16 protein-coding genes are annotated in these 15,233 nt (G+C 58.7%); 11 read left to right on the forward strand and 5 right to left on the reverse strand.

The window, feature by feature from the left end; genetic code table 11:
• The first annotated feature begins 75 nt into the window (after window positions 1–75).
• Window positions 76–1,035 carry a class I SAM-dependent methyltransferase gene (locus tag ACFOOP_RS07120; RefSeq protein WP_379880196.1) on the forward strand — a complete coding sequence of 320 codons (960 nt, stop codon included), beginning with the start codon at window positions 76–78 and terminating at the stop codon, window positions 1,033–1,035.
• A gap of 52 nt (window positions 1,036–1,087) precedes the next feature.
• Here ACFOOP_RS07120 and ahpD read toward each other — a convergent pair whose 3' ends face one another.
• The 3 genes from ahpD to ACFOOP_RS07135 all read right to left on the reverse strand — a co-directional run bounded on the left by ahpD (window position 1,088) and on the right by ACFOOP_RS07135 (window position 4,239).
• Window positions 1,088–1,612, reverse strand: coding sequence for an alkylhydroperoxidase, AhpD family (gene ahpD, locus ACFOOP_RS07125; protein ID WP_379880197.1), 525 nt, complete (start codon window positions 1,610–1,612; stop codon window positions 1,088–1,090).
• Between the two features lie 18 nt (window positions 1,613–1,630).
• Complete coding sequence (locus ACFOOP_RS07130; RefSeq protein WP_379880199.1) at window positions 1,631–3,631, reverse strand: tetratricopeptide repeat-containing sulfotransferase family protein; 2,001 nt, start codon at window positions 3,629–3,631, stop codon at window positions 1,631–1,633.
• Window positions 3,632–3,693: 62 nt separating this feature from the next.
• The gene (locus tag ACFOOP_RS07135) at window positions 3,694–4,239 is read right to left on the reverse strand and encodes a peroxiredoxin (RefSeq protein WP_379880200.1); all 546 of its coding nucleotides are present in this window, start codon (window positions 4,237–4,239) and stop codon (window positions 3,694–3,696) included.
• A gap of 148 nt (window positions 4,240–4,387) precedes the next feature.
• Between ACFOOP_RS07135 and ACFOOP_RS07140 the strand changes: the two genes are divergently transcribed.
• Window positions 4,388–5,284 (forward strand): hydrogen peroxide-inducible genes activator, encoded by an 897-nt coding sequence (locus tag ACFOOP_RS07140; protein ID WP_379880201.1) that lies wholly within the window; start codon window positions 4,388–4,390, stop codon window positions 5,282–5,284.
• Here ACFOOP_RS07140 and ACFOOP_RS07145 read toward each other — a convergent pair.
• Window positions 5,281–6,405 carry an AI-2E family transporter gene (locus tag ACFOOP_RS07145; protein WP_379880202.1) on the reverse strand — a complete coding sequence of 375 codons (1,125 nt, stop codon included), beginning with the start codon at window positions 6,403–6,405 and terminating at the stop codon, window positions 5,281–5,283. The two genes, ACFOOP_RS07140 and ACFOOP_RS07145, sit on opposite strands and share 4 nt — an antisense overlap.
• 157 nt (window positions 6,406–6,562) lie before the next feature.
• Here ACFOOP_RS07145 and ACFOOP_RS07150 point away from each other — a divergent pair, with 157 nt between their 5' ends.
• From ACFOOP_RS07150 to ACFOOP_RS07165, 4 genes are read left to right on the forward strand one after another with little or no spacing between them, the layout of a single operon-like run.
• Complete coding sequence (locus tag ACFOOP_RS07150) at window positions 6,563–7,912, forward strand: anthranilate synthase component I family protein (protein WP_379881530.1); 1,350 nt, start codon at window positions 6,563–6,565, stop codon at window positions 7,910–7,912.
• Entirely contained in the window at window positions 7,909–8,472 is a 564-nt protein-coding gene (locus ACFOOP_RS07155; RefSeq protein ID WP_379880203.1) for an anthranilate synthase component II, read from the forward strand. Before ACFOOP_RS07150 ends, ACFOOP_RS07155 begins: the two co-directional genes overlap by 4 nt.
• Before the next feature lie 16 nt (window positions 8,473–8,488).
• The gene (locus tag ACFOOP_RS07160) at window positions 8,489–9,355 is read left to right on the forward strand and encodes an aminotransferase class IV (protein WP_379880204.1); all 867 of its coding nucleotides are present in this window, start codon (window positions 8,489–8,491) and stop codon (window positions 9,353–9,355) included.
• A complete protein-coding gene (locus ACFOOP_RS07165; RefSeq protein WP_379880205.1) occupies window positions 9,352–10,521 on the forward strand; it encodes an acyl-CoA synthetase family protein in 1,170 nt (389 codons plus the stop codon). The genes ACFOOP_RS07160 and ACFOOP_RS07165 overlap by 4 nt, the downstream gene beginning before the upstream one ends.
• A 34-nt stretch (window positions 10,522–10,555) precedes the next feature.
• On the opposite strand, the gene ACFOOP_RS07170 is transcribed toward ACFOOP_RS07165, so the two are convergent.
• Window positions 10,556–11,014 (reverse strand): pilus assembly protein N-terminal domain-containing protein, encoded by a 459-nt coding sequence (locus ACFOOP_RS07170; protein ID WP_379880206.1) that lies wholly within the window; start codon window positions 11,012–11,014, stop codon window positions 10,556–10,558.
• A 186-nt stretch (window positions 11,015–11,200) separates the two neighbouring features.
• On the opposite strand from ACFOOP_RS07170, the gene ACFOOP_RS07175 reads away from it, so the two are divergent.
• The 5 genes from ACFOOP_RS07175 (at window position 11,201) to ACFOOP_RS07195 (ending at window position 15,221) form a co-directional block, all read left to right on the forward strand.
• Window positions 11,201–11,923 carry a Crp/Fnr family transcriptional regulator gene (locus ACFOOP_RS07175; protein WP_379880207.1) on the forward strand — a complete coding sequence of 241 codons (723 nt, stop codon included), beginning with the start codon at window positions 11,201–11,203 and terminating at the stop codon, window positions 11,921–11,923.
• A gap of 167 nt (window positions 11,924–12,090) precedes the next feature.
• Entirely contained in the window at window positions 12,091–12,261 is a 171-nt protein-coding gene (locus ACFOOP_RS07180) for a Flp family type IVb pilin (protein WP_379880208.1), read from the forward strand.
• A 124-nt stretch (window positions 12,262–12,385) separates the two neighbouring features.
• Window positions 12,386–12,892: an A24 family peptidase gene (locus ACFOOP_RS07185; protein WP_379880209.1), complete on the forward strand. Its 507-nt coding sequence runs from the start codon at window positions 12,386–12,388 to the stop codon at window positions 12,890–12,892.
• An 87-nt stretch (window positions 12,893–12,979) separates the two neighbouring features.
• Window positions 12,980–13,723, forward strand: coding sequence for a Flp pilus assembly protein CpaB (gene cpaB, locus ACFOOP_RS07190; RefSeq protein WP_379880210.1), 744 nt, complete (start codon window positions 12,980–12,982; stop codon window positions 13,721–13,723).
• Between the two features lie 25 nt (window positions 13,724–13,748).
• Window positions 13,749–15,221: a type II and III secretion system protein family protein gene (locus ACFOOP_RS07195; protein ID WP_379880211.1), complete on the forward strand. Its 1,473-nt coding sequence runs from the start codon at window positions 13,749–13,751 to the stop codon at window positions 15,219–15,221.
• Window positions 15,222–15,233 lie beyond the last annotated feature (12 nt).

The raw sequence follows: 15,233 nt of genomic DNA on the forward strand, positions 1-15,233 counted from the left end.
AAATTGCTGGCCACGCCTGGCGCCAGCCCCGCGGATAGTGTTTTCCCTTTCGCTAAGGCGCGCTAAGACCGTCCCATGACATTGTCGCGAACATCGCAAGCCGCCCATTGGGAGGCCTATTGGGGCGCAGCCAGTGGGCGACGCGCCGCCTTGTCTGGCGATGCGCCAGGCGATCTTTTTGACGAGATCTGGCGGATCTTCCTGGCGGAGGCTCTTTCTGTTCGAGAGACGCCCTCGCTGCTCGACCTCGCCTGCGGCGCGGGTGTGATACTCGGCCGCGCGCTGGAGATTGCAGGCGCGTCAACCGCCGTGAACGACGCCCGCTTTATTGGACTTGATTATGCTGGTTCGGCTGCGGCGGCGGTTGCGCGAAAGAAACCGCCAAAGAACGCCGCGATCCATGGCGTCGCCGCGAGCGCCGCAGAGCTTCCCTTTGCCGATGGCGCTTTCGATATTGTGATCAGTCAGTTCGGGATTGAATATGCCGGTATGAATGCTTTTTCTGAGGCGGCGCGTATGCTCGCCCCTGGCGGCGCCATGCAATTCATCATGCATTTTAAAGGCGGCGGCATTGATCGCGAATGTTCGGAGAACGCCCGCGTGCTCGCGGCCATTTTACAGCAGGGCCTTTTTGATGTCGCCATGGAGGCTATTCGCGGCCCGGACCATGACGGCGCCGCTGATAAACTCAAAACCGGCTTTGCGGCGTTGAAACCCTGTCTGGAAGGGGAGCGCGTCGCTGCGAAAGAAATGCTGGCGCGGCTTCTCGGCGACGTGTCGCAACTGGTCTCGCGTCGTCAGGCTTATGCGCCAGCGGAGGCTCTTGGTTGGTGCGAGGCGATGCGCGCCGAGGTCATGTTATATGAGGGCCGGATGCGCGCAATGACGCAAAGCGCGCTGGACAATGTCGGGGTGAAAGAGGCGAGGGACAGGCTGGCAAGCTGCGGAGCCAATATGGCGGCGCCAGAGGTTTTGACGCCAAAAGGAAAGACCGCCCCGGCGGCGTGGCTTTTGAAAACAGAAAGTCCCGCATGAAAACGGCGCCTTGAGAACCTCAAGGCGCCGCAAAAGAAGTCATAGTAGAAAGTTACGCAGCTTCGGCGCGCAAAACCGCGGCGGCGGCGTTGACGGCGGCGGCGATACGGATAGCGGTCTGCACCTGTTCCGCCGTGAGCCCGCCTTTGCGCACGACCTGTTCGTGGGCGTCAAGACACATGCCGCAGCCATTGATGGCGGAAACGGCAAGCGACCACAGTTCAAAGTCGACCTTTTCTACGCCGGGATTGCCAATCACGTTCATGCGCAACTTCGCCGGCATTTTCTGATATTCATCGCTGCTCATCAAATGCGTTGCGCGATAATAGACATTGTTCATGGCCATGATCGCCGCTGCGGCGCGAGCGGCATTTGTCGCCTCGGCGCTGAGTTTGTCCTTGGTTTCCTCAATAACGGCGTTAATCACAGCGCTATTGCCGGTCGCCAATGCTGAAGCGAGGAATGCGCCCCATTTCTGCTGGTCGCTTAGTGCGCTTTCGCTCGCCAGCGTGCCGAGATTGAGGCGAATATCTTTTGCGTAGTCAGGGATCTGATCCCTCAAAGCATCAATGCTCATGAATTTTCCTTTCTTTTTTCAGTCGGTGAGTGCGCCGGTTTCGAGGTCTACGCCCCGGTTCGCAAGCGCGTCGCGCAAGGGCGCGAGGTAGGCGTCATAGGGGGATGTGGAGTTGAGATGTTCAGGCGAGGGCGGCTTGCGCACCTGTGCGGCGCTGAACGTGATGACAGTGCGGTCCTGTTTGTAGTATTCAAGGCAGGCAGGGTCCCAATCGAGACCGCAAAAGGCAATCAGCCTGCGGATTTCAGCATCAAAATTCCGGACAAAATCTTCATACTGAACAAAGCCAAGATTGTCGCCAAGCATGTCACGCCAGTAATCCATGATGCGCGCTTGTTGTGCGTAATAATGCGCGAGGTCTTCGAGAGAAGTTGACGCCTGCCAGCTGTTGGAGAAATTCCGGCGATACATGGAAAAACAGACTTCCACGGGATTGCGGCGGATATAAATGATACGCGCTTCGGGAAAGACGCGCCGGATGAGCCCTACCGCGTAGAAATTGCTGGGCTGCTTGTCGGTGACAAAAGGAGCTTCGGCGACATTATAGCTGCGATACTGGTCTTGATATTTTTGGCGGAACGCTTGCGCCAGGTCGTAAGGCAACGGCCCATGCCCCCAAGCCTGGCGGCCGGGAAGCTTAAGATATTCATTCAGGGCGAACACCATATAGGGAAGCTCGCCGCCGCTCGACACATCCTTGTGTGCGGATATTGCGCTATCAAGAAGAGTGGTTCCGGACCGCGGCATGCCGACGATGAAGATCGGCGCGGGGCGGCGCGCGCGTTCAGAATCGTTGCCGGCGTAGTCTTGCGGAAAGGCGCTGATAATCTGGTCCACATAGCGCTCGATATCGGCGGCCACATAGCGCGCCGCCGCGTCGGTTTCCCCGAGGCTGCGTTTCAACCTGTTGGCTTCCGTCCAGGCTTCAAAGGCGCCATCCCGGTCTTTTCGCTGGTGCAGGGCGTCGCCGCATGCAAACAGGGCGATCGCCCGGTGTTTCACACCGGAAAGATCGTTCGCACCTATTTTCTTCGCCTGGGCGATTTCTTCGTCAGTGAATTTCGAGCCCGAGGCCAGAGCGAGCTCTGCAAAAGCCTCAGCATTGTTCGGGTCGGCGGCGATCGCCAGGCGGGCGTATTTGATGGCGTTTTCAAAGTCGCCGGTGAAATTCAAATGGCGGCTATATCCGGCTGCGGCGAGGGTGTTGTTCGGCTCCAATTCGAGCGCGCGCCTGTATAGATCAGCGCCGCCGTCGAGATCGCGGGCGCCAAGCAGGTATTTCCCGAGTGTCGCAAGGTGAATGGCTTTTGGCGGCTCTTGCTCGGCGAGGGGCCGGTAAATTTCGGCGGCTTTCAAGGCATAGCCTTGCTGGGAATAGGCGAATGCAAGCGCCATGCGCGGCGCTTCTTCATTTGGAGAGGCTGCTAGCGAAGCTTTCGCCGCTGTGATCAGTTCGTCCCAGTCATTTTTCTGCCGTGCGATATGCGTGCGCAGCTTGAGGGCTTGCGGGTGGCCTGGCGCGGCTTTTTCAAATTCGTCGAGCGCCAAGGTGGCGCGGTCATAGTCGCCAAGTTCATAGGCGGCGCCGGCAAGGCGCAAGGAGAGCACGGGATGCGGCTGGATTTTGAGCGCTTTGTCGAGTGCGTCTGCAGCGCTTTTGTAATCTTCAGCTTTACCCGCGAGATCGCCAACACGGCCCCAGCATTCAAACCTGTCAGGCGCGATGGCGGCGGCGCTCTCAGCCTCGCTTCGCGCGGCGCCAAGGTCGCCTTCGCTTTCGAGGAGAACGGAATAATTCAATAAAAAGCGCCAGTTTTGGGGCGCAGTTTCGAGGGCCCGAATGATAAACGGACGCGCCGCCTTTACATCGCCGGTTTCCGCGAGGGAAACGCCCAAAAGGCTTGCGGCGTCAGCATTGTCGGGGTTTTGAACGAGGATTTCCCGGCAGAGGCGAATGGCGGTTTGCTCGTCGCCATTGAGCCGCGCGGCGGTCGCCTGTTCGAGCATTGGGTTTGTCATGATCGTCCAGAAAACAGCCGGAAGAGGCGATCCTCTTCCGGCTTCAGGATAGAAAGAAAGACTTACAGCGTGTCGCCGCCAAGCGGACGGTTGCAGGGACAAAGTTCGTCCGTCTGCAGACCATCGAGAATGCGAAGCGTTTCCTGCGGGTTACGGCCGACATTAAGGCCGTTCACCGTCACATGCTGGATAACATTGTGTGGGTCGACAATGAATGTCGCACGCAACGCAACGCCTTCCGGCGCACGAATGCCGAGGCCGTCGATCAGAGAACCGGTCGTGTCCGCAAATGACCAGGCCGGGTGCTTGTCGAGATCCGGGTGATCGCGGCGCCAGGCGAGCTTGCAGAACTCGTTGTCCGAGCTGCCGCCCATGACGACGGCGTCACGGTCTGCGAATTCCTTGTTGAGACGGCCGAACTCGGCGATCTCGGTCGGGCAGATGAAGGTGAAATCTTTCGGGTAGAAATAGATAATTTTCCATTTGCCCGAAAAGCTGTCCTGGGTGATGTCTTCGAATGCGGACTGGCCGCCTTCTTCGTGGGTGTTAAAGCCGGGCTTAACCCCGACAACGGAAAAATCGGGAAGCTTGTCGCCGACGCCTAACATTCCTGTCTCCTTTTTGCGTGCATGAATGAAACTCGTAAGGGCCCGACAGGGCGAGCCGCAAGAGACTACTTAACGCCCTTGGAAAATTAATCAAATAGATTATATTCGTGAATTATATCGATTTAGACGATTGAAAAAGGTCAATAGAATGACGCCTTTACCGACTTTGCGCCAGTTGCAGTTTTTTATGGCTCTTGTGCGCCGCGAATCCTTCTCCAAGGCGGCGGAAGACTGTCTGGTGTCCCAGTCGACCCTCTCCTCCGCCATCAAGGAGATGGAGGCGTTGATGAATCAGCAGCTCGTGGACCGCTCGACCCGTTCCTTTGCGCTGACCCCCGCCGGGGAGGAGGTGGCGAGCCGTGCGCCCGCGCTTCTGGCCGGCGCGGAGGATCTTGTGCGCGCCGCCAGCGGGCGCAACCCGCTTGAAGGGCCGTTCACTCTTGGCGTCATCCCGACCATTGCGCCCTTCATTCTGCCGCGCGCGGCGAAGGCGTTTAAAAAAGCGTTCCCGAAACTTGAGCTTTATCTGCGGGAGGATTTGACGGCGACGCTTGCGGAGCGTTTGTCGGCGGGGCTTCTCGACGCCGCCATCCTCGCTTTTCCTTATGATCTTCCCGGCATTGATTCTGTTGAGATTGGCGATGATCCGTTCTGGTTCGCCTGCGCGCCGGATCATCCGTTTGCGAACAAAAAATCATTGAAGCGTAACGAGGTCTCCACCTGCGAATTGCTGCTTCTGGAAGATGGTCATTGCCTGCGCGAGCATGCGCTTGACGCGTGCGAATTGCGTGACAGGGATGCTGCGGCGTCTTTTGGCGGCACCAGCCTTTTCACCCTGGCGCAGATGACCAAGGCGGGGCTTGGCGCTACGCTGCTTCCCGATATGGCTGTCAGGGAAGGGCTTGCGAAAAGCGCCGGGTTGAAAGTGATTCCCTTTGCCGCTCCTGCGCCTGCGCGAAAAATCGGCGTCGCCTGGCGTCGCGGGTCGGGCCGTAAGGAGGAGGCGCTGGCGCTCGCCGAAGAATTGAAGAAAATCTTTGTCTAAGCCGCGTCAGGCGAGAGCGCTTCATGCTTTAATTCAGCAATCTCGCCATTGTCCGACATCATGATCGCAACGGCTCGCGTCGACCGGAATTGCGACAGCACGATCATCACCGTCACGGTGATCGGAACGCTCAACAGCAGCCCTGCAAAGCCCCAGAGCGAGCCCCACACGCCGAGCGTAAAGAGGACCACAAGCGGGCTTAAATTAAGCGTGCGCCCGACGATGCGCGGTTCGACGCCGTTCGCCATGACCTGATCGGCGGCGATGAGACAGCCCAGCGTGATGAGCGCCATGCGCAGACCGCCGCCGTCCGGCTGGACGAGCGAGAGCAAAACAGGAAGGATCATCGCTGAAGGCGCGCCGAAGATCGGAATGTAATTCAGGGCGAAGATCAGCAGCGCCCAGAAGCCCGCAAACTGCACGCCGATCACCAGCATGATCACATAACTCAGACTCGCCGTGATCAGATTGGAGACTGTTTTGACAGTAATGTACTGGCGCACCATGACGCCGATATCGCCGATAGTCTCGTGAATGGCTCTACGCTGGCGATCATTGGCGCCGAGCAGGCCGATCTTTGTGAAAATGCGCCCCCGCTCGATGAGCATGAAGACGAGGTAGAGGAACACCGTGATGAAGGTGAGGAAATTTGACGTCAGCGATTTGAGCGAGCCCGCGGCCTGCGACAGAAGCGGGCGGATCAGGCCGATTGCAGATTGTTGAATCTGTTCGACGCCGCCGAGCAATTCAGCGGGCAGGAAGCTGCTTGTCCGGAAAAATTCTATCGCATCATTCGCCAGCGCTTCGAGGCGCTTCTCATAGCTGGGCCAGGCGCCGAGCAGCGTTTCCACATTGGCGCGGATGATTTCCACGAACAACACCATGCCGGCGCCGATGAGGATGAAGGCGAAGAGATACCCAACCCAGTCGGGCATGTAATTTCCGACCACCGGAATGCGTTTGACGTTTTCCTTCAGTGTGTAAATCAGGAAAGCCAGAAAGCCCGCGACCACGAAGGGGATCAGGACGCCGCGTCCCACATAGGCGATGAAGCCGACGAGCACCGCCACAGCCAGGGTGTAGAAGGTGCGGGCCATGCTATGTCCGGCGGCGTGCGCCATGGAAGGGCTTCCTTTTCTCAACCACGATCTCCTTGCGGTTAAGCCGATTTGCTCTTTCGCGCCATAGCAGGGCTGGCGCGCCAACTGCGCGGTCCGCTGTGACCCGCTACCCTATTGCCGCTTCCTTTCCGCAAGGCCCGGCGCTACGACATTGTCCATGATCATGTGGGAAATCGACTGGCGCGACCCTCTCAGCGCTTTTGCGCCTCTTGCGGGCGAGGCGGACGCGCATCTGCTCCATGGCGGCGACCGCTCCCATGCCGCGGAATGGTCGATTATCACGGCTTTCCCGTCGACGGTTCTTACCGCCGAAAAAGACGACGCCAACCCGTTTCTAAAACTGGACGAATTATTGCGCGAGCGGTTCGCCGAACGCAGCGATGCGACATACGATCTGCCTTTCGTTTCCGGCGCCGTCGGCTTTGTGGGCTATGAGGCGGCGCGATTTTTCGAACCCTGTCTTGATCTGCCGCCAGCCCCCTTTGCCTTCCCCGGTGTCGCCCTCGGGCTTTATGACGCGGCGGCGCTTTTCTCGCGCGTCAAATGCAAAGCGTTTATCGTTGGCCGCGACGAAACGGCCTGCCGCCGGTTGCGCGGCGCCTTGGGAGCAGATCCGTTGCCTGCGCCTGCAGCAGCGCAGTTCGGCGCTCTGTCCTCGAACTTCACCGAGGCGGGATATCGTGAGGCGGTGGCGGCGGCGATCGAGAATATTCTCGATGGCGATTATTATCAGGCGAACCTCTCCCACCAGCTTGCGGTCAGCGCATCGGGCGAGGTGTCGCCGTTTGATCTGTTTCGCCGTCTCGCCGAAGGCAGCGATGCTTTTCACGGTGCGTTCCTGCAATATGAGCACGGCGCCGTGCTTTCAAATTCGCCGGAGCGTTTCTTCCGGGTGGAGCCGGGCGCCTATGGCCGCCGGCGCATTCTGGCCGAGCCTATAAAGGGGACGCGCCCACGAGGGACCACGCCCGAAGAGGATGCAAGGCTCGCCAGCGCGCTTCTTGCCGACCCCAAGGACCGCGCCGAAAATATCATGATCGCCGATCTGTTGCGCAATGACCTGTCGCGCATCTGCTGCGACGGCGCCATCCGCGAGGACGCGGTCTGTGCGCTTATGACCCTCGCCAATGTGCATCATCTGGTGTCGCGCATCAGTGGCATATTGAGAGACGATGTGAGCGCCGCGGACATTTTCGCCGCGCTCTTTCCCTGTGGCTCAATCACCGGCGCCCCGAAGATTGAGGCCATGAACGCGATCGCCCGTATTGAGAAAGTCGGGCGCGGACCCTATTGCGGCGCCATTGGCTATATTGACGATAGCGGCGCCATGGATTTCGCCGTAGCGATCCGCACCCTGATGGTCGAGGGCGCACGGGTCGTCATGCCGGTCGGCGGCGGCGTCACCTTGCGGTCGAAGCCGCAGGAAGAATATGAAGAGACGATCATCAAGGCGCGCGGCGCTCTTGCGGCGCTGGGCCGTCCGGAAATGGCGGCGGCGAAACCATGATCCTCGTCATCGACAATTACGATTCCTTTGTGAACAATCTCGCACGGTATATCCGCGAAGAGGGGCGTGAGACTTATGTCGTCCGCAATGACGCGATCAGCGTAGAGGACTGCCTTGCGATGCAGCCGGCGGGCGTTGTTATTTCTCCGGGGCCGAAAACGCCTGCGGAGGCGGGCGTTTCCATGCCCCTGTTGCGCGCGCTTGATGCGAATGCGCCGATGCTTGGCGTCTGCCTCGGTCATCAATGTCTGGTGGAGGTTTTCGGCGGCGTCACCCAGCGGGCGCGTTCGCCCCTGCATGGGGAGGCGAGTGAAATACGTCATGATGGGCGCGGTGTTTTCGCGGGGGCGCCGTCACCGATGATGGCCGGGCGCTATCACTCCCTCATCTCGGTTCCGGCCAAAGGGGGCCCTTTGCATGAGACGGCCTGGAGCGCGGATGGCGAATTAATGGGCGTCGCTCATGAAACGCGGCCGTGGTTCGGGGTGCAATTCCACCCTGAATCCCTGCTGACGCCTCATGGGCGGCGAATCATCCATAACTTCCTTGCGCAGTGTTAGGGAAGGAGCGAACCCGATGGCGTTCTGGCTAAATGGTGACGTCAGGGAAGATCGTGCGGCGATCCACATCGCCGATCGCGGCTTTCTTCTCGGCGACGGGGTGTTTGAAACCGTCCTTATGGTGGATGGCCGCCCAGCCTTTTTTTCCGCGCATATAAGGCGCATGCGCGCCGGCGCCGCCGCCCTCGGCATTGAGGCTCGGCTTGATGAAAATGTGCTCGCCGACGCTGTCATATCGCTTGCGGCGCGTAATGAGGCGAGTGCGGGAAAAGCCTGGGCGCGATTAACGCTGACGCGCGGCGTTGGCCCGCGTGGGCTTGCTTTCGTCAAAGGGGAATGGTCACCCACCTTGCTGATTTCAGTGAACCGTTATGCGGCGCCATTGGACCACGGACCGGCGGCGGTGATCGTCTCCAAGCATGTCAGAAACGAACACAGCATCACCGCGCGCTGGAAAACTCTCAACTATCTCGACAATATCATGGCGAAAGAGGAGGCGACCGTCGCCGGCGCCGATGACGCGATTATGCTGAACTCGGCGCGACGCGTCGCCTGCGCATCGTCGTCGAATATTTTTCTGGTTCGGGGCGAGACATTGAAGACGCCGCCGTTGGAGGAGGGCGCCATGCCAGGCGTTGTGCGCGGCGTTGTTCTTGAAGAAGCGCAAAAAGCGGGAATTGAAACAGAACTGGCGCCTGTAGACAGTAAGGAGCTTTTTGCGTCTGCGTTGTTTTTGACAAACAGCCTCATTGGGCTCCGGCCGGCGGCCAAGGCGGGCGGGCGGGCGCCGGGAGGCGCTGATATGGCGAAGATTGCTGAACTCAAATCACGTTATGAAGCCGCTATGAAGGCGGATCTGGATGCATTCGGGGCGGCGCGTTGAAGGCTTTTTCTCTCAGCGAAGACCAGATCGCCCGCGTTATCGGCGCGGCGGCGGCCGATGAGTTGTCGCGGCGATTTAACCGTCATGCGGATTTTCTGACCATTGCCTCCTGGACCCAGAATACGCCTCTGGGGCGCGGCGGCCTCTCTCTGGATGAAGAGGAGAAGATCGCCTGCGCCCGGCGCGCAGCGACGCTCTTTGGGCTTGAGGCTGATTATCTCGCCGAGCGGCCAGCGGAAAAAATCGCCGACTGGGCCCATGATCTCGCCGCTGCGTTGAGCGCCGGTCTTACATCATTTTCCTTCAAGCCCGCCGCGCGCAACGACGAAGACGCCGCTTTTACTCATAATGCCGACGCAATCTATCAGGACGCGGCGGCGGCGGCGAATGTGCTCTATGGGCGCCGGCGTCTTTTGTCTTTTGTAGCGCCGCACAGCCTGTTGGGGCTGGAGCTTTCAGTGTTGACGCCGAACCTTTTAGGGATTGAGGCGGTGGACGCGCGCGGCATGACGCCGGACGAGTTGTCGAAGAACCTCCTATTCGGGGACGTTCTTGTCGCGACGCCGACGCTTTGGCGCTACATGATGCAGGAGGAATTGCAGGCGCCGGACAATTCCCTCGCCGTGTCCTTTGGCGAGCCCATGACGCCGGAGCTCGCGGTCGACATGCGCAAAAGCGGTTTTGGCGTCTTGCGCGAACTCTATGGCTCGACGGAAACGGGACTGATGGCCTGGCGGGACAATCCCGGCGAGGCGTTTGTCCTGTTCGATCACTGGCGGCGCGAGGGCGATGGCCTGATGCGGCTTTGCCCGGATGGCGAGGCGCGTCAGGTGGAGGCCATGGACCTTATGGCTTGGACTGGCGAGCGTAGCTTTACGCTTTCGGGCCGGCGCGACGGCGCGGTGCAGATCGGCGCCGTCAATGTTTTTCCCGAAGCGGTCGCAGAGACGTTGCGCGCCCATCCCCATATCAAGGAATGCCGGATTGTCGTCGGCCGGCGCGGCGATGGCGCGGCGCGTCTTATCGCGAATATCATCCTCGCCAACAAAACCCTGCCCAATGAGCGCACCGCTCGCGACATTGATGTCTGGTGCCGGGTCAATCTCCGCCAGCAGGAACGGCCGCAAATCTACAATTTTGAAATGGAAACGGGCGCGCCAGCGTAAAGCTTTGCGCGCCCGTTCAATGTCGGAGACAGCGTTAGTTGTTGGCGCTGGAATCCTGGGAAAGCGCCGTCGCCTGTGAATATTTGCTCTGAACCTGGGTCGAAACAATCCCGAATTGCCCCTGCTCATCGCCGACGGTGATGGTGGCTTCGCAATTGGTCGTGCAGTTATATGTCGTACGGCCAACACCGCGATGCACTGTCAGCATGTCAGCGCTGGGGGTGCGCACGCGGATGATCAGATTTTTCACCGCTTCGCCATTTTCATCGAAGATATAAATATTGGTAAGGCCCGGTGTTTTCCCGAACAGGAGGATGTTTGCATTATCCTGGATTGTCACATCAGCGATTGCGGGGTTTCCGACCACAATAGACTTCGCCGGATTTTCAAGCTTGAACGGGCGCACCTGATCCATGGTCAGCCACAGCTGCTCTGCAGCGGCGGTTTGGGTTGCGGCAGCGAAAAAAGCGGCGGCGATAAGAAGACTGCGCATGGATGGTCCTTCCTCGAAAAGAGGTCTTTACCCTAGCCGTGAGGTGTCAAAGAAAACTTAAAGGAAAGGGACGCATTTCGGCGGCGGATCGGGCGCCAAACGAACGATCGCAACCATTTACCCGACTGAATTTTACCGGAGCTTAAAGGGAGAACTGTTAAGGCGGAGGGACCGGTGGAGTTTACAATGACTGCAGTATCGATCCAGCCTGCTGAAATCGGCCCATCCCAGGCGCAGGTTCTGTCCAGAATTGCGCCTTTTGAAGATCTGCCCGAGGCGGTGCTGTCGCTTCTGAGCGACCAGAGCGAGACGCGCGATTACAGCGCGGGGCAAACAGTGTTCTCGCTTGGCCAATATGACGGCGCGGAGTTTCTTGTTGTTTTGAGCGGCGCATTGAGAGTTTCCGTCACCGACGGGGCGACGGGCGCGATGCTAATAGAGGAGGTCTCCCAGGGCGGCATATTCGGCCTGGAGATCGCGATCGCCGATCCCGATCCGTCGATGTTTCAGCAGATCGCTGTCACGGCTGAAAAAGACTGTAAACTCGCTCTTATTGACGCGGCCGAGTTCAAATCTCTCGCCGCGAACCGTCCGTCGCTGATGCGCAATGTCGCCATACATCTTGCAAGCCAGCTCGTCGCTCAGCGTTTTCGCGCCATGGGCGCGCAGGCCGCGCCTGAACAGCGCGTCTATGCAGTGCTTCTTGAATGTGTCGAGCGTGACGCCGTCAGCGGCGCCTGGAAGATCGACAAAATGCCGAAACATCGCGAGCTCGCCGATCGCGCAGGCGTTGATGAGGCCGCTGCGGCGGGCGCCATCGCAGCTTTAATTCAAGAAGGTGTGGCGCAGCGTAATTATCCCGGACTGATCGTAAACGATATGTCGCGCCTCAATCAGCTTGCGAGCTAGAGAATATGCGGTTTTCTGTCTTGGTTAATCGGTATTAACTATAATCAGTATACAGATATAACTTACGGGCTGTTCATCATTTCTTTACGGCTTGGGGGCACGATGTCCGAGACTGAAGGGGATATCCTCTTCAGCGGTGCAAGTGAAGAGTAAGCAGGAGTCGACACATGAAAGCTCTTATCAATCGTTTTAAAACCGATGAATCCGGCGCGACGGCCATCGAATACGGCCTGATCGCCGCTCTTATCGCCGTTGCTATTATTGCTGCGCTGCGTTCCGTATCCGGTTCGCTCAGCAACACATTCAGCGGAGTTTCCAGCGAGCTCGACGGCGCGTAAGCGACGTCCCAGTTACTGGTGAAAAAGGAGGCCTTATGGCCTCCTTTTTTTGTTTATATCTAACGGAACATTAAGACCGCGGCGCCTATCTTTAACGTCTGAAATTATTGCCGGAGGGCGAGGCGTGGTCGCATACCTTCTACTTTCTGTCTTCCCTGCTGCGCTTTTGATTGCCGCGGCGAATGATGTTTACGAATTCAAGATCCCGAACTGGATCTCTATCGTTCTGGTCTGCGTATACCCCCTGGCGGGCCTCGCGGTGGGCGCCAGCTACGACGTTGTGGCTGAAGGCGTCTTGATCGGCGCCGCCGGTCTGGCGCTCGGTTTCGCCTTGTTCGCTTTCAAAATTATCGGCGGCGGCGACGCCAAGCTGTTTGCGGCGACCGCCCCCTGGCTGGGGCTCGCATCCCTTGGCGTCTTTTTGATCAATACGGCCATGGCCGGGCTGGTTCTCGCCATCGTAATGGGAATGTTCAGGAAATTTCCCCTTCTGCCCGTTTACGCTCACGCGCCCTGGTTAATCAGATTGCACGAACGGAAAAAGGATCTTCCCTATGCGGTAGCCATCGCAGCGGGCGGACTCCTTAGCTTTTCGCAAACGCCATACTTCCAATTGGTCATTGGCGGTTAACAAGATCAGTTAACAGAGTTTTGAGAACTTTGCCGCACCATTGGCGCAAGGCGTTCTCTGTAAGAAGCATGAAAAGGCAGGTTCGAAATGAACGTTAGTCGCATTGCAATTCTCGGCGTTGCTCTTATCGCAGGCGCTGGCGCGTTTGTCCTCATGCTGAGTCAGAACAAGGACATCACGCCTGTCCAGATCGTTGAGCCGGTTCGCGAAGAGACCGTGCGCGTGATGGTTTCAAGCCGTGATATTCAGCGTGGCGAGCGGCTCGGCGCAGAAGCGACGAGCTGGGTCACCTGGCCGAAAAAAGCGGTTCAGCCGACTTTCATTACTGAAGATAACGAAGCGGCGCGCGAAGATCTGGAATCGGCTGTCGCCCGTTCCCTGATCGTGATGGGCGAACCGATCGTCAACGCCAAACTGGTGCGCGCAGGCTCCTCCGGTCTTATGGCGGCGATCCTTGCGCCGGGCATGCGTGCGGTCACTATGCGCGTCTCGCCTGAAACTTCTTCGGGCGGGTTCATTCTGCCGGGCGATAAAGTCGACATCATGGTCGCCGGCGGACGCGGGTCTACCGCTCCGGCGCGCACAATTTTCGAAGATGTGCGCGTGCTTGCCGTAGATACGCTGTTTTCAGAAAACACCGAAGCATCGCATGTGGCGGGATCAAACGTCACGCTGGAGCTTGCTCCAACCGATGCGGAAGCTTTCATTGCTGCACGCGACTCAGGTTCGTTGAGCCTGGTTCTGCGCAGCATTTTCAAGCCGGAAACCGAGCTTCAGGCGACGGACCGGCGGTCATCCAATGTGAGTGTGATTCGTTATGGGCGTTCGTAATCAACAACCGGGCCAGGGGGGTCAGATGTCAATGCTTGCAAAAGTGATGAACGCCGCCGCAGGGCGCGTCGCCAAAACCGCCGCCGCAGCTCTGCTCGGCGCCGCGGCGATGGGGCTTGCCGCGCCTGCATCTGCGCAGCGCGGTTCGCAGCCGGTTCGCATCAGCGTCGGCGGCGACAGCGCTGTCTCAAAAAGCATCGTTCTTCCGCTCGACAAGGCGGCGATCGTGGAGCTGCCGGAAGCGGCGGCTGATGTGCTTGTCTCTCAGCCAAGCGTAGTTGACGCCGTCGTGCGCTCGCCGCGGCGCGTTTTCCTGCTCGGTCTTTCCACCGGGCAGACAAATGCGTTTTTCTTTGATGCGCGCGGCCGTCAGATTTTGAATCTTGAAATTCTCGTTGAGCGCGACATGGACGCGCTTTCCGAATTGTTTTCGCGCGTCATGCCGGAAGCGCGGATTGAGATTGAATCCGTAAACGACAACGTCATTTTGCGCGGTGTTGTACAATCCGCCAGTGAAGCGGCGAACGCATCTTCGCTTGCCGGACGTTTTGTCGGCAATGACGAAAATGTCGTCAACCTTCTTTCTGTGCGCGATCCTGAACAGGTCATGTTGAAAGTGCGCATTGTTGAAATGCAGCGCCAGCTTTTGAAACAGCTCGGCGTCTCCGCAACGGGCACCTTCCAGCTTTCCGACGCTGCGGTTACGGCTGCGGCGACCAATTCAATCGCCACGACGGGCGGCCTCGGGCTGGCGAGCCGTAAATTCAATACGGGCGACCTCGAGATTCTCGATACGTCGCTGCAGGCTTTTGAGTCGACGGGCCTCATTCGAATTCTCGCCGAACCAAACCTCACCGCGATTTCGGGTGAATCCGCGCGCTTCCTCGCGGGCGGTGAATTTCCTGTGCCGGTCGGCCAGGATGACGGCGTCATCTCGATTGAATTCAAGGAATTCGGTGTTGGCCTCGGTTTCACGCCGCTGGTGCTCAGCAAAGGGCGGATCAATGTGAAGATTTCGACCGAGGTGTCGGAAATCACGACGGAGAATGCGTTCTTCGTGCCTGGCGCCACGACGGTTGATGATCAGGGCAATTTGATCACCACGGCCGGTCTGTCCATCCCGGGTCTTTCGGTCCGCCGCGCCAATACGGTCGTCGAACTTCCTTCCGGCGGCAGCCTCGTCATGGCCGGGCTCCTTCAGGAAGATATGCGTTCGACGATTGAGGGCATTCCAGGCGTCAAGGATGTGCCGGTTCTTGGTCAGCTTTTCCGCAGCCGCAACTACGCGAATAATGAATCGGAACTGGTCATCATCGTAACGCCTTACCTCGTAAAGCCGACGCATGAAACGAACCTCATGGATCCGACCAAGGGTTTTGTGCCGGCGAGCGATGCTGAAACGATCTTGTTCGGCAAAATGGTCTCCACCTACGGACTTGCGGGCGCGGGCGTCAACGAAGCCTCGCTGCAGGGACCGATGGGCTTCATTCTTGATTGATGGGAAAGAAAG

Source organism: Hyphococcus aureus (assembly GCF_042643165.1).
Taxonomy (GTDB): Bacteria; Pseudomonadota; Alphaproteobacteria; order Caulobacterales; family Parvularculaceae; genus Hyphococcus; species Hyphococcus aureus.